The sequence below is a fragment of the Erysipelothrix sp. HDW6C genome, from assembly GCF_011299615.1.
Classification (GTDB): Bacteria; Bacillota_I; Bacilli_A; order Erysipelotrichales; family Erysipelotrichaceae; genus Erysipelothrix.
Window position 1 is genome coordinate 1,313,194 of the sequence record NZ_CP049861.1, and the last position, 26,203, is coordinate 1,339,396.

General features: G+C 42.8%; 19 protein-coding genes, 1 tRNA gene and 6 rRNA genes. 24 read left to right on the top strand and 2 right to left on the bottom strand.

What is annotated here, in order from left to right; translation table 11 throughout:
* Nucleotides 1-31: 31 nt before the first annotated feature.
* The 8 genes from G7062_RS06270 to G7062_RS06305 all read left to right on the top strand — a co-directional run bounded on the left by G7062_RS06270 (nucleotide 32) and on the right by G7062_RS06305 (nucleotide 11,271).
* Nucleotides 32-1,572 (top strand): 16S ribosomal RNA (locus G7062_RS06270).
* A 308-nt stretch (nucleotides 1,573-1,880) separates the two neighbouring features.
* Nucleotides 1,881-4,790: ribosomal RNA gene (locus tag G7062_RS06275) — 23S ribosomal RNA — on the top strand.
* 75 nt (nucleotides 4,791-4,865) lie between these two features.
* Nucleotides 4,866-4,979 (top strand): 5S ribosomal RNA (gene rrf, locus G7062_RS06280).
* Between the two features lie 49 nt (nucleotides 4,980-5,028).
* Complete coding sequence (locus G7062_RS06285; protein WP_166065066.1) at nucleotides 5,029-5,469, top strand: GNAT family N-acetyltransferase; 441 nt, start codon at nucleotides 5,029-5,031, stop codon at nucleotides 5,467-5,469.
* A 264-nt stretch (nucleotides 5,470-5,733) separates the two neighbouring features.
* Nucleotides 5,734-7,274: ribosomal RNA gene (locus G7062_RS06290) — 16S ribosomal RNA — on the top strand.
* Nucleotides 7,275-7,582: 308 nt separating this feature from the next.
* Nucleotides 7,583-10,492 (top strand): 23S ribosomal RNA (locus G7062_RS06295).
* Between the two features lie 75 nt (nucleotides 10,493-10,567).
* A 5S ribosomal RNA gene (rrf, locus tag G7062_RS06300) occupies nucleotides 10,568-10,681 on the top strand.
* Together the 16S, 23S and 5S rRNA genes form the textbook arrangement of a ribosomal RNA operon.
* 71 nt (nucleotides 10,682-10,752) lie before the next feature.
* On the top strand, nucleotides 10,753-11,271 hold the full coding sequence (locus G7062_RS06305; protein ID WP_166065067.1) for a hypothetical protein: 519 nt from the start codon (nucleotides 10,753-10,755) through the stop codon (nucleotides 11,269-11,271).
* Nucleotides 11,272-11,312: 41 nt separating this feature from the next.
* Here G7062_RS06305 and G7062_RS06310 read toward each other — a convergent pair whose 3' ends face one another.
* On the bottom strand, nucleotides 11,313-12,179 hold the full coding sequence (locus tag G7062_RS06310) for a DegV family protein (protein WP_166065069.1): 867 nt from the start codon (nucleotides 12,177-12,179) through the stop codon (nucleotides 11,313-11,315).
* A 216-nt stretch (nucleotides 12,180-12,395) separates the two neighbouring features.
* On the opposite strand from G7062_RS06310, the gene tsaE reads away from it, so the two are divergent.
* The 10 genes from tsaE (at nucleotide 12,396) to G7062_RS06355 (ending at nucleotide 21,386) form a co-directional block, all read left to right on the top strand.
* Entirely contained in the window at nucleotides 12,396-12,818 is a 423-nt protein-coding gene (tsaE, locus tag G7062_RS06315; RefSeq protein WP_166065070.1) for a tRNA (adenosine(37)-N6)-threonylcarbamoyltransferase complex ATPase subunit type 1 TsaE, read from the top strand.
* Nucleotides 12,815-13,378: a tRNA (adenosine(37)-N6)-threonylcarbamoyltransferase complex dimerization subunit type 1 TsaB gene (tsaB, locus tag G7062_RS06320; RefSeq protein ID WP_166065071.1), complete on the top strand. Its 564-nt coding sequence runs from the start codon at nucleotides 12,815-12,817 to the stop codon at nucleotides 13,376-13,378. The genes tsaE and tsaB overlap by 4 nt, the downstream gene beginning before the upstream one ends.
* Entirely contained in the window at nucleotides 13,375-13,806 is a 432-nt protein-coding gene (rimI, locus tag G7062_RS06325; protein WP_166065072.1) for a ribosomal protein S18-alanine N-acetyltransferase, read from the top strand. Before tsaB ends, rimI begins: the two co-directional genes overlap by 4 nt.
* A 2-nt stretch (nucleotides 13,807-13,808) precedes the next feature.
* Entirely contained in the window at nucleotides 13,809-14,813 is a 1,005-nt protein-coding gene (gene tsaD / locus G7062_RS06330; protein WP_166065073.1) for a tRNA (adenosine(37)-N6)-threonylcarbamoyltransferase complex transferase subunit TsaD, read from the top strand.
* A gap of 57 nt (nucleotides 14,814-14,870) precedes the next feature.
* A complete protein-coding gene (locus G7062_RS06335; RefSeq protein ID WP_166065074.1) occupies nucleotides 14,871-15,500 on the top strand; it encodes a redox-sensing transcriptional repressor Rex in 630 nt (209 codons plus the stop codon).
* Between the two features lie 17 nt (nucleotides 15,501-15,517).
* Nucleotides 15,518-16,900, top strand: a complete 1,383-nt coding sequence (gene asnS / locus G7062_RS06340; protein ID WP_166065075.1) for an asparagine--tRNA ligase — start codon at nucleotides 15,518-15,520, stop codon at nucleotides 16,898-16,900.
* 11 nt (nucleotides 16,901-16,911) lie between these two features.
* Entirely contained in the window at nucleotides 16,912-18,198 is a 1,287-nt protein-coding gene (locus tag G7062_RS06345) for an N-acetylmuramoyl-L-alanine amidase (protein ID WP_166065076.1), read from the top strand.
* Between the two features lie 13 nt (nucleotides 18,199-18,211).
* A complete protein-coding gene (locus G7062_RS06350) occupies nucleotides 18,212-19,564 on the top strand; it encodes an ABC-F family ATP-binding cassette domain-containing protein (RefSeq protein ID WP_371741408.1) in 1,353 nt (450 codons plus the stop codon).
* Nucleotides 19,546-20,061 (top strand): hypothetical protein, encoded by a 516-nt coding sequence (locus tag G7062_RS11615; RefSeq protein ID WP_371741409.1) that lies wholly within the window; start codon nucleotides 19,546-19,548, stop codon nucleotides 20,059-20,061. Before G7062_RS06350 ends, G7062_RS11615 begins: the two co-directional genes overlap by 19 nt.
* A 116-nt stretch (nucleotides 20,062-20,177) precedes the next feature.
* The gene (locus G7062_RS06355) at nucleotides 20,178-21,386 is read left to right on the top strand and encodes a diphosphate--fructose-6-phosphate 1-phosphotransferase (RefSeq protein ID WP_166065077.1); all 1,209 of its coding nucleotides are present in this window, start codon (nucleotides 20,178-20,180) and stop codon (nucleotides 21,384-21,386) included.
* A gap of 185 nt (nucleotides 21,387-21,571) precedes the next feature.
* On the opposite strand, the gene G7062_RS06360 is transcribed toward G7062_RS06355, so the two are convergent.
* Nucleotides 21,572-21,660 (bottom strand) — tRNA-Ser (locus G7062_RS06360).
* Between the two features lie 103 nt (nucleotides 21,661-21,763).
* Here G7062_RS06360 and G7062_RS06365 point away from each other — a divergent pair.
* Genes G7062_RS06365 through G7062_RS06390 form a run of 6 tightly spaced genes read left to right on the top strand, consistent with a single transcriptional unit; the run spans nucleotide 21,764 to nucleotide 26,200 of the window.
* Complete coding sequence (locus tag G7062_RS06365; protein WP_166065078.1) at nucleotides 21,764-22,084, top strand: hypothetical protein; 321 nt, start codon at nucleotides 21,764-21,766, stop codon at nucleotides 22,082-22,084.
* On the top strand, nucleotides 22,074-23,084 hold the full coding sequence (locus G7062_RS06370) for a V-type ATPase subunit (protein WP_166065079.1): 1,011 nt from the start codon (nucleotides 22,074-22,076) through the stop codon (nucleotides 23,082-23,084). Before G7062_RS06365 ends, G7062_RS06370 begins: the two co-directional genes overlap by 11 nt.
* An 11-nt stretch (nucleotides 23,085-23,095) precedes the next feature.
* Entirely contained in the window at nucleotides 23,096-24,886 is a 1,791-nt protein-coding gene (locus G7062_RS06375) for a V-type ATP synthase subunit I (protein ID WP_166065080.1), read from the top strand.
* Nucleotides 24,887-24,899: 13 nt separating this feature from the next.
* Nucleotides 24,900-25,331, top strand: coding sequence for an ATP synthase subunit C (locus G7062_RS06380; protein WP_166065081.1), 432 nt, complete (start codon nucleotides 24,900-24,902; stop codon nucleotides 25,329-25,331).
* Entirely contained in the window at nucleotides 25,328-25,636 is a 309-nt protein-coding gene (locus tag G7062_RS06385) for a V-type ATP synthase subunit F (RefSeq protein ID WP_166065082.1), read from the top strand. The genes G7062_RS06380 and G7062_RS06385 overlap by 4 nt, the downstream gene beginning before the upstream one ends.
* Nucleotides 25,637-26,200 carry a hypothetical protein gene (locus tag G7062_RS06390; protein WP_166065083.1) on the top strand — a complete coding sequence of 188 codons (564 nt, stop codon included), beginning with the start codon at nucleotides 25,637-25,639 and terminating at the stop codon, nucleotides 26,198-26,200.
* The last annotated feature ends 3 nt before the right edge of the window (nucleotides 26,201-26,203 follow it).

Genomic DNA, 26,203 nt, shown 5'->3' on the forward strand with positions numbered 1-26,203 from the left:
GTCAGCGAGTTTAAAAACAAAGAGAAAGAATCAAATGGAGAGTTTGATCCTGGCTCAGGATGAACGCTGGCGGCGTGCCTAATACATGCAAGTCGAACGAAGAGACTTGAGAAGCTTGCTTCTTAATGATCTTAGTGGCGAACGGGTGAGTAATACATAAGCAACCTGCCTCAATGCCTGGGATAACTGATGGAAACGTCAGCTAATACCGGATAGGTTAACTTAAGGAATCTTGAGTTAATTAAAGATGGAATACATCACAATGAGATGGGCTTATGGCGCATTAGTTAGTTGGTGGGGTAACGGCCTACCAAGACGATGATGCGTAGCCGACCTGAGAGGGTGACCGGCCACACTGGGACTGAGACACGGCCCAGACTCCTACGGGAGGCAGCAGTAGGGAATTTTCGGCAATGGGGGAAACCCTGACCGAGCAACGCCGCGTGAGTGAAGAAGGCCTTCGGGTTGTAAAGCTCTGTTGTAAGGGAAGAACAAGTATGAGAGGGAATGCTCGTACTATGACGGTACCTTACCAGAAAGCCACGGCTAACTACGTGCCAGCAGCCGCGGTAATACGTAGGTGGCAAGCGTTATCCGGAATTATTGGGCGTAAAGGGAGCGCAGGCGGTTTATTAAGTTTATGGTGAAAGTTCGGGGCTCAACCCCGTGACGCCATAGAAACTGGTAGACTTGAGTGCAGGAGAGGTAAGTGGAATTCCATGTGTAGCGGTAAAATGCGTAGATATATGGAGGAACACCAGTGGCGAAGGCGGCTTACTGGCCTGTAACTGACGCTGAGGCTCGAAAGCGTGGGGAGCAAATAGGATTAGATACCCTAGTAGTCCACGCCGTAAACGATGGATACTAAGTGTTGGAGAAATTCAGTGCTGTAGTTAACGCAATAAGTATCCCGCCTGGGGAGTATGCGCGCAAGCGTAAAACTCAAAGGAATTGACGGGGGCCCGCACAAGCGGTGGAGTATGTGGTTTAATTCGAAGCAACGCGAAGAACCTTACCAGGTCTTGACATACCGCGCAAAAGCATAGAGATATGTAATAGTTATGGCGGATACAGGTGGTGCATGGTTGTCGTCAGCTCGTGTCGTGAGATGTTGGGTTAAGTCCCGCAACGAGCGCAACCCTTGTCTTCAGTTACCAGCATTAAGTTGGGGACTCTGGAGAGACTGCCGGTGATAAACCGGAGGAAGGTGGGGATGACGTCAAATCATCATGCCCCTTATGATCTGGGCTACACACGTACTACAATGGCGTATACAGAGGGCAGCAAGACAGTGATGTTGAGCGAATCTCAGAAAGTACGTCTCAGTTCGGATTGGAGTCTGCAACTCGACTCCATGAAGTCGGAATCGCTAGTAATCGCGAATCAGAATGTCGCGGTGAATACGTTCTCGGGCCTTGTACACACCGCCCGTCAAACCATGAGAGTTGGTAATACCCGAAGCCGGTGGTCTAACCATGTAAATGGAGGAAGCCGTCGAAGGTAGGACCGATGATTGGGGTTAAGTCGTAACAAGGTATCCCTACCGGAAGGTGGGGATGGATCACCTCCTTTCTAAGGAGAATAACTTAGTAAGAAGTGGAATTGACAAGGGTTTCCTGTTTAGTTTTGAGAGTCCGTTTGAAAGAGCGAAATCTCAGGTAAGAAGCAATGATGATCTTTGAAAACTGAATAACAGAAAAGAATAGATAGAGATACAGACATTAAAAAGTTATCAACAGAAATCTTTTCGAATAGTTGTAACAAAACTAGATTTACATCAAGTTAAACAAAAACAGTAATCAAATAAGCGAACACACGTTTATCGAAGCGATAGACAAAAAAAGAACTGATTGAAATATATCAGGCGCGAAATTACATGTGATTAAATATGTAAGGGCGTACGGTGGATGCCTAGGCACTAAGAGCTGATGAAGGACGCGACTAACAGCGAAATGCTCCGGGGAGAGGTACGTACTCAACGATCCGGAGGTCTCCGAATGGGGGAACCCAGTACTGGTAATGCAGTATTACTCATAGGTGAATACATAGCCTATGGAGAAGCAACCCTGCGAATTGAAACATCTTAGTAGCAGGAGGAAAAGAAAACAACAGTGATTCCCTGAGTAGTGGCGAGCGAAACGGGAAGAGCCCAAACCTTCTTCGAGAAGGGGTAGTAGGACCACAATGTGGGATTCATTAAAGCTAGTCGAATGGCATTGAAAGGCCAGTCAAAGAAGGTGCAAACCCTGTAGACGAAAGCGGCGATGACCCTAGTGGAATCCTGAGTACGGCGAGGCACGTGAAACCTTGTCGGAATCAACCGGGACCACCCGGTAAGGCTAAATACTCCTTAGTGACCGATAGTGAACCAGTACCGTGAGGGAAAGGTGAAAAGAACCGCGGAAGCGGAGTGAAATAGATCCTGAAACCGTATGCTTACAAGAAGTCAGAGCCCGTTAAAGGGTGATGGCGTGCCTTTTGTAGAATGAACCGGCGAGTTACTCATAATGTGCAAGGTTAAGCTGGAAAGAGCGGAGCCGAAGCGAAAGCGAGTCTTAATAGGGCGCGAAGTACATTGTGGTAGACCCGAAACAGAGTGATCTAGCCATGGTCAGGTTGAAGTTTGGGTGAAACCAAATGGAGGACCGAACCGACTAACGTTGAAAAGTTAGCGGATGAACTGTGGCTAGGGGTGAAATACCAATCGAACTCTGATATAGCTGGTTCTCCCCGAAATAGCTTTAGGGCTAGCGTCGTTGGAAGGCCGTTGGAGGTAGAGCACTGAATGTATGATGGCCCCATCTCGGGGTACTGAATATAATCAAACTCCGAATGCCAACGGATATGTAGACGGCAGTCAGACTATGGGTGATAAGGTCCGTAGTCAAAAGGGAAACAGCCCAGATCGCCAGTTAAGGTCCCAAAATTCATGCTAAGTGGAAAAGGATGTGGGGATGCACAGACAACTAGGAGGTTGGCTTAGAAGCAGCCACCCTTGAAAGAGTGCGTAACAGCTCACTAGTCGAGTGACCCTGCGCCGAAAATGTACCGGGGCTAAGTATGATACCGAAACTGCGAATTTAAAATTTATTTTAAGTGGTAGGGGAGCGTTCTATACTGCGTTGAAGCTGTACCGTAAGGAGCAGTGGAGTGTATAGAAGTGAGAATGCCGGTGTGAGTAGCGAAAGGTCAGTGAGAATCTGACCCACCGATTGCCTAAGGATTCCAGGGGAAGGCTCGTCCTCCCTGGGTAAGTCGGGACCTAAGATGAGGCTGAAAAGCGTAGTCGATGGACAACAGGTTGATATTCCTGTACCCGATCCATAAGTGAAGGAATGACAGAGAAGGCTAGGTTAAGCCGGCGAATGGAAGAGCCGGTTTAAGCGAAGGAGCCGTAGGATAGGCAAATCCGTCCTATAAAGCAAAGGCGTTATGAGGAGTGAACCCGTGAGGAAGTAGCGAAGTAACCGATGCCAGCTCTCAAGAAAAGTTTCTAGCGTTAATTATGGATTGGCCCGTACCAAAACCGACACAGGTAGGCAAGGAGAGAATCCTGAGGTGAGCGAGAGAACTGTTGCCAAGGAACTCGGCAAAATGACCCCGTAACTTCGGGAGAAGGGGTGCTCTTGTAAAAGAGAGCCGCAGTGAAGAGGCCCAAGCGACTGTTTAACTAAAACACAGCTCTCTGCAAAGTCGCAAGACGAAGTATAGGGGGTGACGCCTGCCCGGTGCTGGAAGGTTAAGGGGATGTGTTAGTTCTTCGGAACGAAGCATTGAACTGAAGCCCCAGTGAACGGCGGCCGTAACTATAACGGTCCTAAGGTAGCGAAATTCCTTGTCGGGTAAGTTCCGACCCGCACGAAAGGCGTAACGATTTGGGCGCTGTCTCGGCAGCAGACTCGGTGAAATCTTAGTACCGGTAAAGATGCCGGTTACCCGCAACTAGACGGAAAGACCCCATGGAGCTTTACTGTAGCTTGGTATTGAACTTTGAATTTACATGTACAGGATAGGTGGGAGACACTGAAGCATGGACGCTAGTCTATGTGGAGTCGCCATTGGGATACCACTCTTGTAAGTTTGAAGTTCTAACCGCGACCCGTGATCCGGGTCCGGGAGAGTGCCAGGTGGGCAGTTTGACTGGGGCGGTCGCCTCCTAAAGAGTAACGGAGGCGCCCAAAGGTACCCTCAGATTGGTTGGAAATCAATCGACGAGCGTAAAGGCAGAAGGGTGCTTGACTGCGAGACCTACAAGTCGAGCAGGGACGAAAGTCGGGCTTAGTGATCCGGCGGTACCACGTGGAAGGGCCGTCGCTTAACGGATAAAAGCTACCCTGGGGATAACAGGCTGATCTCGCCCAAGAGTTCACATCGACGGCGAGGTTTGGCACCTCGATGTCGGCTCATCGCATCCTGGAGCTGAATTAGGTTCCAAGGGTTGGGCTGTCCGCCCATTAAAGCGGTACGCGAGCTGGGTTCAGAACGTCGTGAGACAGTTCGGTCCCTATCTGTTGTGGGCGTAGGAAATTTGAGGAGCGCTGTCCCTAGTACGAGAGGACCGGGATGGACATACCGCTGGTGTACCAGTTGTTCTGCCAAGAGCATCGCTGGGTAGCTAAGTATGGACTGGATAAGCGCTGAAAGCATCTAAGCACGAAGCCAACTCCAAGATGAGATTTCCCATACGCAAGTAGTAAGACCCCTGAGAGACGATCAGGTTGATAGGTCAGAGGTGGAAGCATAGTGATATGTGTAGCTGACTGATACTAATAGGTCGAGGTTTTAATCACAATTGATACGACTATTTGAAAAGATTCCAAAGTTTATGAATTCTGTTATTCAGTTTTGAGAGATTCTCTCAATGATCTGGTGATATTAGCGAAGTGGTCACACCTGTTCCCATCCCGAACACAGAAGTTAAGCACTTTAGCGGCGACAATATCTAGCCCTGCGCTAGTGAAGATAGCTCATTGCCGGGTAATTCGACATCCTTTATCAGGATGTCTTTTTTTATGAAGGGAGATCATGATGATTCACTATCAAGAAGTAGATTATTTAGATATTGCAGAAATTGAGCAGTTGGTTTCACATAGTAAGGATGAAGGATTTAACCATCTTCAAAAATTAGTCGATGACTACAAATCTGGGGCCAATCGCTTTGATAAACCTGGTGAGTGTCTGATGGTTGCACTGAGTCACAATCATATTGTTGGTGTGTGTGGCATCAATCGTGATCCTTTTCAGGATAGAATGGGACGATTGAGACGTCTTTACGTGGCGCCACAGTATCGAAACTTGGGTATTGCTCGAAATATTGTGACCTTGATTTTGAATTTTTCGGTAACCCATTATCAGATGGTCAATTTAAAGATTTCCAATATTAATGAAGCTGGGGTTGATGCGTTTTACAAATCACTGGGCTTTGTACGTGTCGATTCGGAAACTGCGACTCATCAAATTAAACTCTAACGAATCTTTTTAACACATATATTTTGTGATATTTGGTGTTAACTGACGGCTTTTTGAGACTATTTTATGACAAATGTTGAAATATTCAACTAATGTTCAAAAAGGCGTTGACACAAACGAGTTGCGGTGATATTATGTACAAGCGTTCAAGGGAACTTGGCGCGAAATGGTCTTTGAAAACTAAACAGGAAACGTCAATTTCAAAAGAAATAAACGAAACAAAAAACAAACTCGTCAGCGAGTTTAAAAACAAAGAGAAAGAATCAAATGGAGAGTTTGATCCTGGCTCAGGATGAACGCTGGCGGCGTGCCTAATACATGCAAGTCGAACGAAGAGACTTGAGAAGCTTGCTTCTTAATGATCTTAGTGGCGAACGGGTGAGTAATACATAAGCAACCTGCCTCAATGCCTGGGATAACTGATGGAAACGTCAGCTAATACCGGATAGGTTAACTTAAGGAATCTTGAGTTAATTAAAGATGGAATACATCACAATGAGATGGGCTTATGGCGCATTAGTTAGTTGGTGGGGTAACGGCCTACCAAGACGATGATGCGTAGCCGACCTGAGAGGGTGACCGGCCACACTGGGACTGAGACACGGCCCAGACTCCTACGGGAGGCAGCAGTAGGGAATTTTCGGCAATGGGGGAAACCCTGACCGAGCAACGCCGCGTGAGTGAAGAAGGCCTTCGGGTTGTAAAGCTCTGTTGTAAGGGAAGAACAAGTATGAGAGGGAATGCTCGTACTATGACGGTACCTTACCAGAAAGCCACGGCTAACTACGTGCCAGCAGCCGCGGTAATACGTAGGTGGCAAGCGTTATCCGGAATTATTGGGCGTAAAGGGAGCGCAGGCGGTTTATTAAGTTTATGGTGAAAGTTCGGGGCTCAACCCCGTGACGCCATAGAAACTGGTAGACTTGAGTGCAGGAGAGGTAAGTGGAATTCCATGTGTAGCGGTAAAATGCGTAGATATATGGAGGAACACCAGTGGCGAAGGCGGCTTACTGGCCTGTAACTGACGCTGAGGCTCGAAAGCGTGGGGAGCAAATAGGATTAGATACCCTAGTAGTCCACGCCGTAAACGATGGATACTAAGTGTTGGAGAAATTCAGTGCTGTAGTTAACGCAATAAGTATCCCGCCTGGGGAGTATGCGCGCAAGCGTAAAACTCAAAGGAATTGACGGGGGCCCGCACAAGCGGTGGAGTATGTGGTTTAATTCGAAGCAACGCGAAGAACCTTACCAGGTCTTGACATACCGCGCAAAAGCATAGAGATATGTAATAGTTATGGCGGATACAGGTGGTGCATGGTTGTCGTCAGCTCGTGTCGTGAGATGTTGGGTTAAGTCCCGCAACGAGCGCAACCCTTGTCTTCAGTTACCAGCATTAAGTTGGGGACTCTGGAGAGACTGCCGGTGATAAACCGGAGGAAGGTGGGGATGACGTCAAATCATCATGCCCCTTATGATCTGGGCTACACACGTACTACAATGGCGTATACAGAGGGCAGCAAGACAGTGATGTTGAGCGAATCTCAGAAAGTACGTCTCAGTTCGGATTGGAGTCTGCAACTCGACTCCATGAAGTCGGAATCGCTAGTAATCGCGAATCAGAATGTCGCGGTGAATACGTTCTCGGGCCTTGTACACACCGCCCGTCAAACCATGAGAGTTGGTAATACCCGAAGCCGGTGGTCTAACCATGTAAATGGAGGAAGCCGTCGAAGGTAGGACCGATGATTGGGGTTAAGTCGTAACAAGGTATCCCTACCGGAAGGTGGGGATGGATCACCTCCTTTCTAAGGAGAATAACTTAGTAAGAAGTGGAATTGACAAGGGTTTCCTGTTTAGTTTTGAGAGTCCGTTTGAAAGAGCGAAATCTCAGGTAAGAAGCAATGATGATCTTTGAAAACTGAATAACAGAAAAGAATAGATAGAGATACAGACATTAAAAAGTTATCAACAGAAATCTTTTCGAATAGTTGTAACAAAACTAGATTTACATCAAGTTAAACAAAAACAGTAATCAAATAAGCGAACACACGTTTATCGAAGCGATAGACAAAAAAAGAACTGATTGAAATATATCAGGCGCGAAATTACATGTGATTAAATATGTAAGGGCGTACGGTGGATGCCTAGGCACTAAGAGCTGATGAAGGACGCGACTAACAGCGAAATGCTCCGGGGAGAGGTACGTACTCAACGATCCGGAGGTCTCCGAATGGGGGAACCCAGTACTGGTAATGCAGTATTACTCATAGGTGAATACATAGCCTATGGAGAAGCAACCCTGCGAATTGAAACATCTTAGTAGCAGGAGGAAAAGAAAACAACAGTGATTCCCTGAGTAGTGGCGAGCGAAACGGGAAGAGCCCAAACCTTCTTCGAGAAGGGGTAGTAGGACCACAATGTGGGATTCATTAAAGCTAGTCGAATGGCATTGAAAGGCCAGTCAAAGAAGGTGCAAACCCTGTAGACGAAAGCGGCGATGACCCTAGTGGAATCCTGAGTACGGCGAGGCACGTGAAACCTTGTCGGAATCAACCGGGACCACCCGGTAAGGCTAAATACTCCTTAGTGACCGATAGTGAACCAGTACCGTGAGGGAAAGGTGAAAAGAACCGCGGAAGCGGAGTGAAATAGATCCTGAAACCGTATGCTTACAAGAAGTCAGAGCCCGTTAAAGGGTGATGGCGTGCCTTTTGTAGAATGAACCGGCGAGTTACTCATAATGTGCAAGGTTAAGCTGGAAAGAGCGGAGCCGAAGCGAAAGCGAGTCTTAATAGGGCGCGAAGTACATTGTGGTAGACCCGAAACAGAGTGATCTAGCCATGGTCAGGTTGAAGTTTGGGTGAAACCAAATGGAGGACCGAACCGACTAACGTTGAAAAGTTAGCGGATGAACTGTGGCTAGGGGTGAAATACCAATCGAACTCTGATATAGCTGGTTCTCCCCGAAATAGCTTTAGGGCTAGCGTCGTTGGAAGGCCGTTGGAGGTAGAGCACTGAATGTATGATGGCCCCATCTCGGGGTACTGAATATAATCAAACTCCGAATGCCAACGGATATGTAGACGGCAGTCAGACTATGGGTGATAAGGTCCGTAGTCAAAAGGGAAACAGCCCAGATCGCCAGTTAAGGTCCCAAAATTCATGCTAAGTGGAAAAGGATGTGGGGATGCACAGACAACTAGGAGGTTGGCTTAGAAGCAGCCACCCTTGAAAGAGTGCGTAACAGCTCACTAGTCGAGTGACCCTGCGCCGAAAATGTACCGGGGCTAAGTATGATACCGAAACTGCGAATTTAAAATTTATTTTAAGTGGTAGGGGAGCGTTCTATACTGCGTTGAAGCTGTACCGTAAGGAGCAGTGGAGTGTATAGAAGTGAGAATGCCGGTGTGAGTAGCGAAAGGTCAGTGAGAATCTGACCCACCGATTGCCTAAGGATTCCAGGGGAAGGCTCGTCCTCCCTGGGTAAGTCGGGACCTAAGATGAGGCTGAAAAGCGTAGTCGATGGACAACAGGTTGATATTCCTGTACCCGATCCATAAGTGAAGGAATGACAGAGAAGGCTAGGTTAAGCCGGCGAATGGAAGAGCCGGTTTAAGCGAAGGAGCCGTAGGATAGGCAAATCCGTCCTATAAAGCAAAGGCGTTATGAGGAGTGAACCCGTGAGGAAGTAGCGAAGTAACCGATGCCAGCTCTCAAGAAAAGTTTCTAGCGTTAATTATGGATTGGCCCGTACCAAAACCGACACAGGTAGGCAAGGAGAGAATCCTGAGGTGAGCGAGAGAACTGTTGCCAAGGAACTCGGCAAAATGACCCCGTAACTTCGGGAGAAGGGGTGCTCTTGTAAAAGAGAGCCGCAGTGAAGAGGCCCAAGCGACTGTTTAACTAAAACACAGCTCTCTGCAAAGTCGCAAGACGAAGTATAGGGGGTGACGCCTGCCCGGTGCTGGAAGGTTAAGGGGATGTGTTAGTTCTTCGGAACGAAGCATTGAACTGAAGCCCCAGTGAACGGCGGCCGTAACTATAACGGTCCTAAGGTAGCGAAATTCCTTGTCGGGTAAGTTCCGACCCGCACGAAAGGCGTAACGATTTGGGCGCTGTCTCGGCAGCAGACTCGGTGAAATCTTAGTACCGGTAAAGATGCCGGTTACCCGCAACTAGACGGAAAGACCCCATGGAGCTTTACTGTAGCTTGGTATTGAACTTTGAATTTACATGTACAGGATAGGTGGGAGACACTGAAGCATGGACGCTAGTCTATGTGGAGTCGCCATTGGGATACCACTCTTGTAAGTTTGAAGTTCTAACCGCGACCCGTGATCCGGGTCCGGGAGAGTGCCAGGTGGGCAGTTTGACTGGGGCGGTCGCCTCCTAAAGAGTAACGGAGGCGCCCAAAGGTACCCTCAGATTGGTTGGAAATCAATCGACGAGCGTAAAGGCAGAAGGGTGCTTGACTGCGAGACCTACAAGTCGAGCAGGGACGAAAGTCGGGCTTAGTGATCCGGCGGTACCACGTGGAAGGGCCGTCGCTTAACGGATAAAAGCTACCCTGGGGATAACAGGCTGATCTCGCCCAAGAGTTCACATCGACGGCGAGGTTTGGCACCTCGATGTCGGCTCATCGCATCCTGGAGCTGAATTAGGTTCCAAGGGTTGGGCTGTCCGCCCATTAAAGCGGTACGCGAGCTGGGTTCAGAACGTCGTGAGACAGTTCGGTCCCTATCTGTTGTGGGCGTAGGAAATTTGAGGAGCGCTGTCCCTAGTACGAGAGGACCGGGATGGACATACCGCTGGTGTACCAGTTGTTCTGCCAAGAGCATCGCTGGGTAGCTAAGTATGGACTGGATAAGCGCTGAAAGCATCTAAGCACGAAGCCAACTCCAAGATGAGATTTCCCATACGCAAGTAGTAAGACCCCTGAGAGACGATCAGGTTGATAGGTCAGAGGTGGAAGCATAGTGATATGTGTAGCTGACTGATACTAATAGGTCGAGGTTTTAATCACAATTGATACGACTATTTGAAAAGATTCCAAAGTTTATGAATTCTGTTATTCAGTTTTGAGAGATTCTCTCAATGATCTGGTGATATTAGCGAAGTGGTCACACCTGTTCCCATCCCGAACACAGAAGTTAAGCACTTTAGCGGCGACAATATCTAGCCCTGCGCTAGTGAAGATAGCTCATTGCCGGGTAATTCGACATCCTTTATCAGGATGTCTTTTTTTATGATATAATAGACCATGAACGAAAGAGGCTTTCTACTATGAATAAACAACGTAATTTTCTAAATTATTTTATTAAAATGTTTCCGATTGGTGTACTTATATTTATACTTTTAATTGCATCACAGAATCCAAAATATGGACAATTCATCATTCCGTTGATGATTGCTTTACCCATTCTCTTTATCATTGTATTGTTTCTTCCAATGGTTTCGTATCGACTCCTTGATCGTGGATTTGATGCTGAGATGAAGGAAGTTGTGCAACGCTATCAAGGGATTGAATTTGATGCAGAATCATCAGCACAAGCACTGCATGATTTTACGGCAATCAAAAACAAACCAAAGTCTAAAATTGCTAAAAACAACTACTACCAGTCGCTTGCGACAGTTTACTCTCTTAACAATATGTATCCTGAAGCTTATGAAAATAATGCGAAGATTTCCAATGTATTGGCGTTTAAGTTACCAGGAATTCGCGGAAATATTGGTGAGATCAAAAAGAATCAATATGAGAGTATTTTTGCACGCGAACAAGAATACAACGATTCTCAAAAATAGTGATTAAATAAAGAAAAGACACCATCCAAGGTGTCTTTTCTTTATTTGCGAATGTAGAACAAGGTTAGAGTACCACTTCCAGTATGGCTCCCAATGACAGGGCTGATTTCATTAATGAACACAGTATGTTCTGGATTCAATTGCTCGATAGCGGATTTAAGCTTCAATGCCTCGTCGAGATTATCACTGTGAGAAATCATGAGATTCTGTGCATGCATCGCATCAGCATTTTCTTGGAATGCATCAATGAAATAAGCGATGGCACGTTTCTTGCCACGGACTTTACTGATGACTTCAAGTTTTCCTTGCTCATCAATGCGAAGTACAGGCATGATTGCCAATACACTCCCAACAGCTGCGGTTGCTCCAGAAACACGGCCCCCTCTTTTAAGATGAAACAGATCACTCACGATAACATGATGGGCAATCTTTTGTTTGGTATCTTCAACCCATTGTGCAACAGTTTCGATGCTGTTACCCGCTTTCTGTAGGTTTTGAGCTTCATATACAAGGAGTCCTTGTCCTGATGAAGCACAGAGGCTGTCGATGCAAATTATCGTCCGCTCTGGATACTTCTCTTTAAGCATATCCAAGGCAATGACTGCTGAGTTATACGACCCACTCAAGCCCGATGTAAAACTGATGTGCAAAATATCAGAACCGTCTTTGAGAAGGGGTTCAAAGTAATCGATATATTCGGTTGGATTTGGTTGTGACGTCGTTGATACTTGGCCTTGTGAAAGTCGTTCGTAAAATTCCTTTGCTGCCATTTCACGGAAATCTGTGTAATGTTTAAATGGGACATCGTCCAAGTTGAATGCCATCGGTATAAATTTGATTGCGAGTTCATCAGCAAGGGTAGGGTTAATATCTGCTGTGACCTCGGTTGTTATTGTATAAGGTTTCATACTATCTCCTTTAATATGTTATATTACTCGTCTTCTATTATAATACACTCACACATGAAAAACAGTCAATCTTCGAAACCTTACAATATTGATATCTGTGATATGGGAATTTCGAATGAATTATGAACCATTATTAAGCAATTATGAGTAATAATGAATCTATTTAAACGTGTATTTGTGTTCGCTATGATATAATAGTGAGCGATGGTGATAAATATGAAGAAAGAAATAATTACAAATTCAGTAAATGAAACAATGGCTTTTGCAGCCGATTTTGCCCGAAATCTAAAACAGGGGTGTGTCATATCGTTGGCAGGTGATTTGGGTGTTGGGAAGACTGCGTTCACCAAAGGTATCGCCCAAGGTCTTGATATCTCTGAGACAGTTACAAGTCCAACATTTACGCTTCTCAAAGAATACGAAGGCAGGCTGGGTCTTAAACATATTGATGCATATCGGCTTGAAGGTGTTGATTCGGATGCTCTCAGTTTGTTTGATTTAATTGACGATGAAACGGTCGTTGTCTTGGAATGGGGTAATTTTTTGGATGATCTTGATTTCCGTGTTGATTATGAAATTACCATTTCATATGTTGGCGAAACGAGTCGAAAAATTACATTAATGGAGGTTGCATCATGAATACATTAATTATTGATACATCGCATTCTATTCTTGCAGTGGGTGTCGTTCAAAATGGTGAAATTATTGCTTCAAAGCAAGAGAATGTAAACAAGAAACAATCGGAACTACTTTTAGTGTATATTGATGAAGTCATGTCACGTTCTCACTTAACACCTTTAGACATCGATCAAATTGTAGTGACGAATGGACCCGGAAGTTATACAGGAATGCGCATTGGCTTGACCTTTGCAAAAACATATGCGCTTGCAAATCCTTCGGTTCACGTGTTTACAATTGATACACTTGCAACACTGGTTGGTAATCGTGAAGGGTTTGCCTTTATTGATGCGCGTTCTGGCCGTGTATTTGGTGCTTTCGTCAAGGATGGCGTTGTCACCGATGAAAAGGTCTACCACGTTGAGGAACTCGCTGCTATTTCCCAAAATCTGTTCGGTGACACAATACTCGTTGGCACTGAAACGACATATGGGAATATTATCGAAAATGTTGTCGCGCTCGAATCCCAATGGGTTCCTGTCGATAATCCGGATACCCTTGTTCCGAATTATCTGAAATGAGTATCCGTAAAGCACGCATGGCTGACCTTCAGGAGATTCTTGAAATTGATGCCGTGCAACTCGTAACCAATTGGCACGAACGCCTCTACATTGATGAAATTGTCGGGGAACAATCAGTTTTTGATGTTCTTGATGTTGACGGCCATGTGATGGGTTTCATTTTATTCCGCATTAATAACGAGATTGCGGATTTGTTGCAATTTGCAGTACATGTCGATTTTATGCATCAAGGGTTTGGAACTGTATTGTTTGAGAATGTACTTGTTGAATTGCGAGAAAAGGGTGTAAGTACAGTCTTTTTGGAAGTTCGTGAACACAATGATCGTGCAGTATCATTTTATAAAAAGTTTGATTTTGAACGAATGCGTCAACGTAATAATTATTATGGTCCTGATGACCATGCATGGGTAATGAGAAAGGTGTTATAGTTATGTTAATATTAGCAATTGAATCAAGTTGTGATGAGACATCATGTGCAATCGTAAAAGATGGCACAGAGGTGTTGAGTAATTCTGTATCATCACAAATCGATATTCACAAAGAATATGGCGGGGTATTCCCTGAAATCGCCTCGCGATTACATATTGAGAACATTAATATTGTGATCAAAGATGCCTTGAGTAAAGCATCAGTAACCTTGGATGATATTGATGCGATTGCGGTGACTGAAGGTCCAGGTTTGGTTGGGTCGCTTCATATTGGTGTGATGGCGGCAAAAACATTATCGTGGTCGTTGAATAAGCCACTTATTCCAGTTCATCATATCGCGGGTCATATTTATGCAAACAAACTTGTTGGGGAGCTTAAGTTCCCATTACTCTCTTTGGTAATTTCTGGTGGGCATACCGAACTTGTCTATATGAAAGATGATTATCAATTTGAAGTTATCGGTAAAACACAAGATGATGCAGTTGGTGAAGCCTATGATAAAGTAGCACGTCTTTTAGGGTTGGATTATCCGGGTGGTCCTATTATTGATCGTTTGGCAAAAACAGGAAAGAAAAACTATCAACTCCCGAAAGTTAAGACTGAAAACCCATTGGATTTTTCTTTCAGTGGACTGAAATCGGCTGTACGTCAATTAGTTCTAAGAGAAGAACGATTTGAACGTGAGGTCATTGTAGAAGATGTTGCGTATGCATTTCAACATGCTGCGGTGGATGAATTAATGCGCCGAGTTAACTTAGCACTAGAGATGTATGAGGTAAAGTCCTTTGTTCTTGCAGGAGGCGTTGCTGCGAATTCTGAAGTACGTTCCCGTGTAAGTGCATTGGCAAGCGAACATCCAGACTTAAATGTACTTCAACCACCGTTGTGGGCATGTATGGATCAAGCCGCCATGATTGGGCTTGCTGGTGCTGTGGCGATGGAAAAAGGTATTCGCGGAAATTGTGAAATTACAGCAAATTCTAACAAACAACTCCTGTCTTATTAAACTTTTCACATTTAAACATGGGTAACTTTGTGATATGATTTACACGGTGGTGATAACATGACAAATCAAATATCGGCAAATGTGCCAAAGGCAACAATGCAACGCTATCCAATTTACTTAAAAGCGTTGCGAAAACTGTATAATATGGGAGTTGAAAGAATTCTTTCGCGAGAACTTTCACTTTTTGTTGACATAGAGTCAACGACAATCCGACGTGATTTTTCTTTTATTGGATCGTTGGGAAAACAGGGTTATGGCTATGATGTGAAAACACTCATTGAAACCTTTGATAATCTGCTCGGTGTCAGTTTTGAAGAAGAACTGATTTTGGTAGGTGCAGGGAACTTGGGCCGCGCGATTCTAAACTATAACCGTTGGAACCACGTTGTCGGCGAGATCGTTTGTGCATTTGATATTGACCCCAACAAACTGGGGGAAGCGTCAGATATCCCAATCTATCACATGAGTGAACTTGAAGAGCGCATTCCAAAAGGTTGCCGTATTGCTATTGTTACGGTATCAAAAAATGTTCAAGAAACAATTGACCGTTTGGTTGACCTTGGCATTGTAGGGATTGTTGACTTCTCAAGTGAACATATCCAGGTACCAAAGGATGTTGTTGTAAAAACTGTTGATGTAGTATCAACAATTCAGGAATTAATTTTCCAAACTAATAATATACGTTAAAAAATTGAGGTGTAAAGATGATTTCTTATTTAACAATTCGCGAGTGTTATGATTTGCTCGCGCTCGGATCTGATTTGGAAGTTGATGCAATCGAGTATGTGCAACTTCAAGGTTGGGTTCGTACCAATCGTAGTGGAAAAAATGTTGGCTTCATCGAATTAAATGATGGAACCTATTTTAGAAACGCACAATGCGTCTATGGTGCAGACCTTGCTAATTATGATGCAATCGGTAAGTACAATACTGGAACTGCATTAACTGTAACCGGTAAATTCAAAGTTACTCCCGAAGGGCGTCAACCCTTTGAGATTGAGGTTACTGAGGTTGTTCTTGAAGGTGAAGCAAGTTCAGATTATCCATTACAAAAGAAACGTCATAGCTACGAGTATTTACGCGAAATAGCACATTTGAGAACGCGTACTAATACTTTTATGGCTGTATTCCGTGTGCGTTCCGTATTGTCCATGGCAATTCATGAGTTTTTCCAAAATCAAGGTTTTGTTTATGTCCATACGCCAATCATCACAGGTAATGATGCTGAAGGCGCAGGAGAGGCTTTTGTTGTCACAACACGTAAAGATGATCAGTATGAAAAAGACTTCTTTGGTAAAAAGGCAAGTTTAACTGTATCTGGGCAATTACATGGTGAAGCGTTTGCGCTAGCATTCCGCGACATCTATACATTTGGACCAACTTTCCGTGCAGAGAAATCAAACACTGCGCGTCATGCAAGTGAGTTTTGGATGGTTGAACCTGAAATTGCCTTTGCAGACTTAGAAGACAATATGAACTTAATCGAAGACCTCGTTAAGTATTGCATTGAGTATGTTTTGGAAAATGCACCTGAAGAAATGAAATTCTTCAACGATCGCATTGATTCAACACTCTTAGAACGCTTAAATGGTCTCATTGGTTCTGACTTCAAACGTATGACTTATACAGAGGCTGTTGCGCTTCTTGAAAAAGAGAATGATCGTTTTGAATATAAAGTATCATGGGGTGCAGACTTGCAATCTGAGCATGAGCGCTACATCAGTGAAGAAGTTGTTAAGGGACCGGTGTTCCTTACTGATTATCCGATAGATATCAAATCATTCTACATGCGTATGAATGATGATAATAAAACAGTCGCTGCATGTGACTTGCTAGTGCCATTTGTTGGCGAACTTGTCGGTGGATCTCAACGTGAAGAACGTCTAGACTTACTTGAAGAACGAATGGCAGCGTTGGATATTCCTAAAGAGCACTTAGAGTGGTATCTTGATTTGCGTCGCTATGGTGGCGTCAAGCATGCCGGGTTTGGAATTGGCTTTGAACGATTCCTCATGTATATTACAGCAATGCAAAATATTAGAGATGTAATTCCTTTCCCAAGAACACCGAAAAACTTGGACTATTAGGAGCAGGATTTATGGAGTTTAAAACAGGATATGTACCCAAAGTAAGAAAAGTGAACTACAAAATTGTAGTTCCTTTTCTACTAATTCTGGCGACGCTCATATCCGTTGTTATTGTTACCTTGACACGAAACAATGGTGGTCAAGGGGATGAATTTACGATTTGTAAAATGAGCGGTAGCGAGTCGCGTGCGCTTGTAAAAAAAGGCCTTACCGATGATGTTGTTGAATTCGCAGATTATGGCTCTTATGGGCAAACATTGGGTCTTTATAAAAATGAATATAAAGTGGGCGAGGCTGATCCGTTTAATGGTCGAACTGTTTTCCTTAAGAACCTATGCAGTGGTGTTGAACAAACATTTATGATGGGTCTGGAACTTGATAGTAAAATTCCAATGGAAACGCTGGAACCGGGATTCTATGAAATCCAAATATTAGATGGATTTACACGCTCACGCATTGTTGCGAATGCACCAATCGATGCCCTTTTTGAGTCTGTTTCTCGACAAGGAGAGCATAAGCAAGTACGCTTACTCGCCAATCAAACATTGTTTGATTATGGTGATGATTCCACGTTGGACAAAGCGTATGCATACCTTGAGGTGAATGCAATGACAACCCCATCCAATCAATATGATGTCGTTTTGGATCCTAACGGACTGTATGACGAGTATGATGGCTATATTACATCGGGTGTTGTCGATGGAGATTTTATTGAAGCGGATGAAATGTATGATGTTGCAGAAGGTGTACAGAAAATTCTTCAAGACAATGGCTATCGTGCCATGATTTCGCGCAAACGTGACCAAGAACGTGAGTTTCATGGCAATGATGGTCGAATTCATGCTGGTTACCAAGCAGGCGCAAAGTACTACGTTCATTTGAGTATGTTATCGACACCGTATCCAAATACAAAGGGAGCATCCGTGGTACACTCTAATTTCTCGTCCCCACGTCTTGCGAATACAATTATGGGACAACTTCTTGCCAATACATCGCTTCCAGGCTACGATTATGGCTATGAAGATAATATTGGTGTCATTAATACAGCACTCGAGGATGGTTTTGATTACAACTCATTGATTCGTGAGGCTGGTGGGAAGTTTACCGGTGCAGCAGAGATCAATGACGATTATAAGCGACTCAATGCATTCGCATTGGGATCGGATAAAGGTATGCAGTCAGTTCTCGTTGAGTTTGGGTATATCTCAGATGCTGAAACGAAGACTGTCTGGACAAATGAAAAACAACAGATAATTGAAACGCTTGCCGCTGCGATAATGACAGAACTCGGTAAGTAATAGGTGAAACGTTATGATTGTACAAGTACGAGATGCAAATAAATCATTTGGGAGTCAAGAACTCTTTAAAGATTTAAGTGTATTAATCAAAGAAAATGAAAAAGTTGCCCTCATTGGTGCAAATGGTGTTGGTAAAACAACACTTTTTCGTGTGCTCTCGGGTGAAGAGTCTCTTGATAGTGGCGATGTGTTCTGGAAAACGGGAATGCGTCGTGGCTTTTTAGAACAAATTCATATTAGTGATGAGAAAGTTTTAGTTAAAGATTATTTTGACGAGGTTTTTGTTGATGTATTCGCACTGCGCGATCGACTTCAAGAACTTGAAGAGCTCATGAAGACCGATCACAGTGAAAAGGTGCTGAATCAATACGATCGCATTCAAACAGAATTTATGCGACGCGGTGGTTACACTTACGAAACAGAAATTCATACCATTCTAACGCAATTCAATTTCAGTGTTAGTGACTTAGAACGGGATTTAAATACCTTTTCGGGTGGACAAGTAACGCGTCTGGCATTTATCCGTTTACTCTTAAGTAAACCGGATATCCTATTTCTTGATGAGCCAACCAACCATTTAGATATCTCCACGATTGAGTGGCTGGAAGGTTATTTAAATTCATACGATGGCGCTGTGGTTGTCGTTTCTCATGACCGTTTATTTCTTGATCGCGTTTGCAATGTTGTGGTTGAGATTGAAGACATGGAAGCAACGCGCTACGAAAGCAATTATAGTGGGTATCAAAAGATTAAAGAAACTGCAATCGAGCGTCATAATATCAAGTTTCAAAATCAACAACGTGAAATTGAACGGATTGAGAAATTAATTGAGAAATTCCGCTACAAGAAAAACAAAGCTGCTTTTGCACAATCTAAAATTAAATACTTGGATCGCATGGACAAACTGGAAAAGAAAGATGTTTCTACCCGTGAGTTTAAGGCTGAGTTTAAAGCGCGTTTACGCGGGGGAAAAGAAGTCCTTAGTGTTAATGAACTTCAAGTAGGTTATGATAAGCCGTTGTTTGAATATACCGGAACATTTATGAAAGGAAGACGCTATGCCATCGTTGGAGACAATGGTACAGGAAAGTCGACGCTTCTTAAAACTGTTTCTGGCCGTATGGAACCCTTGAAGGGTGAAATTATGCTGGGACATCAAATTGAAATGGGTTACTTTGATCAACAATTGCTGGATTTCACCATGAATAAAACGGTTTTAGAAGAAGTATGGGACGCTTTTCCAGGGCTGGACCATACGGAAATTAGAACTGCTCTTGGCCGTTTCCTATTCAAGGGGAAGATGTCTTCAAATCTGTCCATGTACTCTCGGGTGGCGAGCGCGTTCGTTTGGCACTTGTTAAACTGATGTTGAAGCAAGACAATCTCTTGATTCTCGATGAGCCAACCAATCACTTGGACATCCAAGGGAAAGAGGCACTTGAGAAAGCATTGGAAAGTTATGATGGTACCATGATTTTTGTATCACATGACCGATACTTTATTGATAAACTAGCCAGTGATATTTTGGTTATCAAAGATGGCAATGTTTCTCATACAGAAAAGAACATGCAAGAAATCCTAGCGGAAGAAAAAACAAAAACTCAGGCTAAGAAAGAAACAAGTAAAGAATCATTTCAATCATTAAAACGGATGAAGAATCGCCAAAAGAAAATTGAGGAAGAACTTGTTGTTTTATCAGAAGATTTGGAATTGCAGCGTGAATCACGTTTTGATCCTGACTTCTACCACGATTATGAAAAGATGGATACCTTGAATCAAGTCATAGACGATATCCATAATGAAATCAAACACTTGGAAGAAGAGTGGGCACAAATCGCTGAAACATTGGAAGAAAATGAATAAACATAAGGAAACGTCGCAAACGTTTCCTTTTTAGTAGGGTATTTCATAATCTCGTTGGTTATTTCTGCTTATTTTGTGTATAATGTATATGGTAAAAAAAGGAGTATGTATACTATATGGCTAAATGTTTAGTGGCTCAATCAGGAGGGCCAACATCAGTTATTAACGCTACTGTTGCAGGTGTCGTTAAAGCAAACCAACTGAATCCTGTTTATGATACAGTATTGGGTGGTTTACACGGAATTGAAGGAATCTTAGACGAGAAATTCTATGACCTCACAAATATGAGTGATGACGAAAACCGTGTGTTACGTCAATCACCATCAAGTGCATTGGGATCATGCCGTTACAAATTAAAACGTGAAAACGTTGCTGATTTTGAGAAATTGTTCGCAATTCTTAAAAAACATGATATCCGTACTGTTTTCTACACAGGTGGAAACGACTCAATGGATACTGTTGCTGCTTTGGATGAATATGCAAAAGCAAACAACATTACAGGACACCAATTTGTTGGTTGCCCAAAAACTGTCGATAACGACTTAATGGTTATGGACCATGCGCCAGGATTTGCTTCAGCAGCAAAATTCATCGCAACAACAGCATTACAAACATGGACAGATTCAACTGTTTATACACGTCAAGATGTATTTATTCTTGAAACAATGGGACGCGATGCAGGTTGGTTAGCAGCAAGTTCATGTGTTTCTGGAATTGTTGATGTTCTTGTCTTACCAGAACACCCATTTGAAAAAGAAGCATTCTTAGCAGCTGTTAAAAAACATGTTGATGCAAAAAACAAATGCTACATTGTTGTATCAGAAGGTGTTCACTACGCTGATGGTACATACCTTGCAGCGGGTGAATCAAAAAATGATACATTCGGACATGCTGTTTTAGGTGGAGCAGGAAATGCTATCAAGGAAATGATCTTGGAAGCAGGAATCTCAGAACGTGCAAAAGTTCAAGATTTAAGCAATGCACAACGTTCACATGCAACGGAACAATCAAAAGTTGACGTTGAAGAATCATTCCAATTAGGAATGTCAGCACACATGCGTTCAATTGACCCATCATTCACAGGTATGACAGTTTATGTTACACGTGTTGAAGGTGACAAATACGATGTTACTTATGGTGCTACAGCATCAAGCAACATTGCAAACCATGTACGTCACTTCCCAGAAGAATGGATCTTACCAAACTTCGAAGGAATCTCAAAAGAAGCACACGCTTACTTTGAACCACTATTAGTTGGTCAACCAGAAATCATGTATGATGAAAAAGGTTTACCACGTCAAGTAAAACCATACTACATGCGTTAAAAACAAGAGCAACCTACGGGTTGTTCTTTTCTTTAAGAATTATGAATATGCCTTGAATATGTTGCTGAAAGCGCTCTTTATATGTGAATGTATGCTAGACTGTTGACTAAGAACTATGCAAGTGTTTTAATTAAAAAGAACAATAAAAAAACCTTGCCGAAACAAGGTTAAGGTTGAAAATTAAATGGCGGAGCAGAGAGGATTTGAACCTCCGCGAGCGTGAACTCCTATCGGTTTTCGAGACCGACCCCTTCAGCCTCTTGGGTACTGCTCCATCGATTTGTATTATAACAAATTAAAACAGTAAATGAAACAATTTTCTTGAATTTGGGGTATTAAAGGAGTATTATTGATTCTGTCTTTTAAGGAGGATATGTATGGATGATTACATTCTAAGAATTCTAAAAGCCAATGCGGAAGCCAAGTCTGATATAGAGACTTGTGTTGTATCGCACGCTGATGAAGAAGAAAAATTAAAAGCAACTAAAAAAGAAATCGATCAAGAGATTGCGCAACGACTTATCGAAAAAACTGCAGCGACGGAAGCGGCGTCTGTAGCGTTTATGAATGAGTTACAGCCAAAGTATGATCAACAATATGAGGAACGTGTCGAAGACTTAATAAAACGGTTTGCGAGTGCATCGGAAGAATGGTATCAAACGCTATTTGAAAGGATCACTACAATAGATGGCCAGTGATTATGCAATGTCTACCAAAGCGCGTTCCTTTTATGCGCAACATTTGACCGGCAGTCAGTATCGAACACTGATTAATCAAGGCGATGTTCCTGGTATTGCCGCATATCTCAAAAATGAAACGCGGTATGGTGATGTACTTGATGGAATTAATGAGAAGGCGATCCATCGTGATGTACTTGAACAGCGCATTCGTTTAAAAGGGCAACTTGAGTTTCTCAAACTTATGCGTTATGTACAACCAGAGCATATGAAGTTTTATCAATTCTATACAAAGCGTACAGAAATAGACCAAATTCTTTATGTTCTTCATGCAATTGAATCCAATGTCAGCCATCACATTAATTATTATGTAGGGGACTTGAATGATTTGTTAACAATTGATATTCATAAACTTGCACAATGTAAGACTTTTGCTGAGGTGCATGAATTTCTAAGTACGACAGACTATAAAAATATTTTAAATAATCTATTGGATGAAGATGTTGATTTGAGTGTCAGTGAAGATGCATTGCGTGTTTATTATCAAAACTTCTTACTTAAATTGGTTGCCAAAGAGTCAAACAGAAAAGAACTCGAAGGTGTCATATTTATGAATGAAGAGTTGGATACGATTGGTTATGTGTATCGAATGAAGAAGTATTATAATTTTGAACCGCGTGATATCTTCGCACGTATCCACTATCATCCTCATTTTATTCCAGAACGTGTGATGAATGATTGGATTGTGAAATTGGATGCAGATCAATTTTTGGATGCATTCCACCAGTCACCTTACGGAAAGTATGCTGCAATCCCAGAAACCGTTAATATTGAATTGCACTTGAATTCAATTCGCTTTAAGATATTTCGTCGTATGATGCGATTTGCAACAAATACAAACTTAACATTGTTTGCGTACATGTTCTTGTTACATCGAGAGATTGAGAATATCACCGATATTATTGAAGGGGTTCGCTATAACATGAATCCTGAAGAAATCTATAAATTGCTAATTGTGTAGGAGGTGTTGAAGTGGCAATTGAAAAAATGAGTTTTGTTCTTGCAGTCACAAATCCTGACAATGTACTCAATATGATTGAGGGCATCATGAATTGTAAGAACTTCCATCCGGAATTGTCAACCGATATTATGACCGAAGGGGATGGTGGTTTAGCGTATCCCAGTGAACGTATTTATGAAAATTATTTATCGCGCCTCGAACGCTTAAATCAGGACTTAAAACTGAATTTACAACCACAACTGGGAACGGTATTTACGCCAGACCAGGTGGAAAAGAAATTAGTGGAAGCAGAACAAATCTACAATACCATTCACGATGTGGAGTCGACATTATCAAGTTTGACCGATGATGATCGTATTGCCTTGGATAAACTGCATGAGTATCCCTTAGACGATATTGAGAATGGCTTTGTAAGTATTGGGTTCGGACGCGTTCCAACTAATTCCCTTTCGAAAATTGTGACTCATTATAATGAACGCTTTGTCTTTACTGAGTTACATCGCACCAAACATTATGGTTGGATTCTCTATGTGTGTTTGAAAGAAGATACTGCATACTTTGAAGAACTTTTTGAAAGTCTCTATTTTGAACCCTTAGTTGTTCCAAAATCAACAGAGGAACATACAGATTACAACTTTAACGAAGCTTTGGATGCTGTTTATGGGTATGTTAAAAACCAATCATTGAAAGAGTCGTACTATAAGTACATTACAATCTATAATGAAGAAGCAACGATTGCTGGATTTATTCCTGAAGCGCGGATTCAAAAATTTGAAGGTTTGTTTGATGATCGAGTAAAAACACATGAGTTCGAACCTGAAGCACAACCCAATCTCTTGGCGCCAACACGTCTTGTTAACGGATGGTTTGCCGCTCCGTTTGAGATGCTTGTGGAAATGTATGGATTGCCAAAATATGGGCAATTTGATCCAACTAAATTCTTTGCAATTACTTACGCACTCTTGTTTGGAATTATGTTTGGAGATGTGGGACAGGGAATTGTTATTTCATTGATGGGCTATTATCTTTATAAGAAGAAGGGCATGAAACTGGGTGGCGTCATGGCACGCATTGGTATCTTCTCAACATTCTTTGGATTCTTATATGGATCGGTATTTGGGAATGAGGAATTACTGATGCCATTGCTAAAGCCAATTGGACTTCCGATTCACGTTCAAAGCCCAAGTATGACCATGAACTTGTTGATTTCAACAGTTGCAATTGGCGTTGTTTTAATCCTAACAGCCATTGCAATGAATACATTCTTGTCTATCCGACGTAAAGATTATGATCGTGGCCTTTTTTCTCAAAATGGCCTTGCGGGTTTAATCTTCTATGGATTTGTAATGGCTGCAATTGTTGCAATGGCTTTGGGGTCAAGCATCATCAACCCGCTTACAATTGTGTTGTTTATTGCGATACCACTCGCGGTTATTTTATTTAAAGAACCGCTCACAAACTTTATGAATAAAGTTCGTGTAACACCGCATGAAGGGTGGGGCGGTTACATTGTCGAGGGCTTCTTCGAACTCTTTGAAGTTCTGCTTGGATTTGTAACCAATACCATGTCGTTTCTACGCGTAGGCGGTTTTATACTCAGTCATGCGGGAATGATGAGTGTTGTTATGACATTGAAAGATATGTCAGGAAATGCAGGGATTCTGGTTATGATCCTTGGAAATATTTTGGTAATTGGTCTTGAAGGACTGATTGTTGGTATTCAAACCTTGCGTTTGGAATACTATGAAATGTTTAGTCGTTTCTACGACGGTGGCGGAAAGCCATTTAAATCTGTTAATTAGGAGGAAAGTATATATGTTAAGTACATTTGAAATTATTTTACCACTTGTGTTAGTGGCCGTTATTACCTTACCGCTCATTCCGGTATTCCGTGGCAAAGTAGATGCACGCAGCGCTAAATTTAGAGTTTGGATGCAAGTTTCATCATTCTTTGTTGTTTTAGTTGGTATTGTGGTTATAGGTGGGACAACATTTGCTGCTGAAGAGCAAGTGGCTGGTTTTGCTGGAAGTAGTGCTCAAGGAATGGGATTCCTTGCTGCTGCGCTTGCTGTCAGTGCTTCTGTAATTGGTGCTGGTTATGCGGTAGGGCAAGCTGCACCGGCAGCTATTGGCGCAATTTCTGAGAATTCAGATAACTTCGGTAAAGCGATGATCTTTGTTGCTTTGGCAGAAGGGGTTGCTATCTATGGTCTACTTATCGCAATCTTGATCATCAATAAACTATGAAAATGTTTGTTATCAGTGACAACGTCGATACCCAAATGGGACTCAGACTCGCTGGTATCGAAGGGGTTGTCGTTCATGATATTGATGCTTTAAAATTAGCATTGGATTCCGTCTTTGCCGATAAATCAATTGGAATTCTTCTTTTGACTTCAGTTGTTTTTGATCTTGATCGTGAAACCTTGTTGGATTTAAAGCTCAACAGGACAGAACCGTTAATTGTTGAAATATCCGATCGTCACAAATCACACGAAGTTCAATCAATGATTGATGCGACGATTTCTAAAATTATTGGAAAGGTGGTCTAGATGGCAGGCGAGAAAGCAAAAATTACTCTTGAAATTGTCGATTCGATTGTCGAAGATGTACAAGCGAGAACCGTCGAGATCAATGAAGGCTTTAAAACACAGATTGAAGAAGAAGTGCGCTCATACCGAAATCAAAAGGAAGGCGCACTCCGAACACAGATTGAAAGAATTGAAAATCAAGCTGCAAAAGAACAAAGCAAGCTTGAGGCTGAAATGCGTTTTGATGTGGCAAAGAAATTGCGTGCCAAGCGTGCAGAACTCATGAAAGAATTTTCGAATTCGTTGCATGATGATGTTGTCGCATTTTCACACTCTGATCAGTATAAGCATTATTTTGAATCGGCACTGGAAACACTGAAGCACGAATTTGATTTGAAAGAATCAACATTTAAAGTTCGTGAAGAAGATCGGTCTTTTGTCGAAGGATTAAACTATGAAATCACGGATCTGCCTTTGGGTGGTTTTATCTGTGAGCATGGAAAACAAGTGTATGATTTTACACTTGAAACACGATATCAAGATGCCATCAAAACATTCATTGCGCAAAGCAATGTCGGAATTTAGGAG

Excerpts from the sequence above, each read along its gene's own strand:
- G7062_RS06350 (WP_371741408.1), top strand. The coding sequence starts at position 18,212 with ATGATTGTACAAGTACGAGATGCAAATAAATCATTTGGGAGTCAAGAA.
- G7062_RS06380 (WP_166065081.1), top strand. The coding sequence starts at position 24,900 with ATGTTAAGTACATTTGAAATTATTTTACCACTTGTGTTAGTGGCCGTT.
- asnS (WP_166065075.1), top strand. The coding sequence starts at position 15,518 with ATGATTTCTTATTTAACAATTCGCGAGTGTTATGATTTGCTCGCGCTC.
- G7062_RS06305 (WP_166065067.1), top strand. The coding sequence starts at position 10,753 with ATGAATAAACAACGTAATTTTCTAAATTATTTTATTAAAATGTTTCCG.
- G7062_RS06385 (WP_166065082.1), top strand. The coding sequence starts at position 25,328 with ATGAAAATGTTTGTTATCAGTGACAACGTCGATACCCAAATGGGACTC.
- tsaD (WP_166065073.1), top strand. The coding sequence starts at position 13,809 with ATGTTAATATTAGCAATTGAATCAAGTTGTGATGAGACATCATGTGCA.
- G7062_RS06355 (WP_166065077.1), top strand. The coding sequence starts at position 20,178 with ATGGCTAAATGTTTAGTGGCTCAATCAGGAGGGCCAACATCAGTTATT.
- G7062_RS06365 (WP_166065078.1), top strand. The coding sequence starts at position 21,764 with ATGGATGATTACATTCTAAGAATTCTAAAAGCCAATGCGGAAGCCAAG.
- G7062_RS06310 (WP_166065069.1), bottom strand. The coding sequence starts at position 12,179 with ATGAAACCTTATACAATAACAACCGAGGTCACAGCAGATATTAACCCT.
- tsaB (WP_166065071.1), top strand. The coding sequence starts at position 12,815 with ATGAATACATTAATTATTGATACATCGCATTCTATTCTTGCAGTGGGT.
- G7062_RS06285 (WP_166065066.1), top strand. The coding sequence starts at position 5,029 with ATGATTCACTATCAAGAAGTAGATTATTTAGATATTGCAGAAATTGAG.
- rimI (WP_166065072.1), top strand. The coding sequence starts at position 13,375 with ATGAGTATCCGTAAAGCACGCATGGCTGACCTTCAGGAGATTCTTGAA.
- G7062_RS06345 (WP_166065076.1), top strand. The coding sequence starts at position 16,912 with ATGGAGTTTAAAACAGGATATGTACCCAAAGTAAGAAAAGTGAACTAC.
- tsaE (WP_166065070.1), top strand. The coding sequence starts at position 12,396 with ATGAAGAAAGAAATAATTACAAATTCAGTAAATGAAACAATGGCTTTT.
- G7062_RS06370 (WP_166065079.1), top strand. The coding sequence starts at position 22,074 with ATGGCCAGTGATTATGCAATGTCTACCAAAGCGCGTTCCTTTTATGCG.
- G7062_RS06335 (WP_166065074.1), top strand. The coding sequence starts at position 14,871 with ATGACAAATCAAATATCGGCAAATGTGCCAAAGGCAACAATGCAACGC.
- G7062_RS06390 (WP_166065083.1), top strand. The coding sequence starts at position 25,637 with ATGGCAGGCGAGAAAGCAAAAATTACTCTTGAAATTGTCGATTCGATT.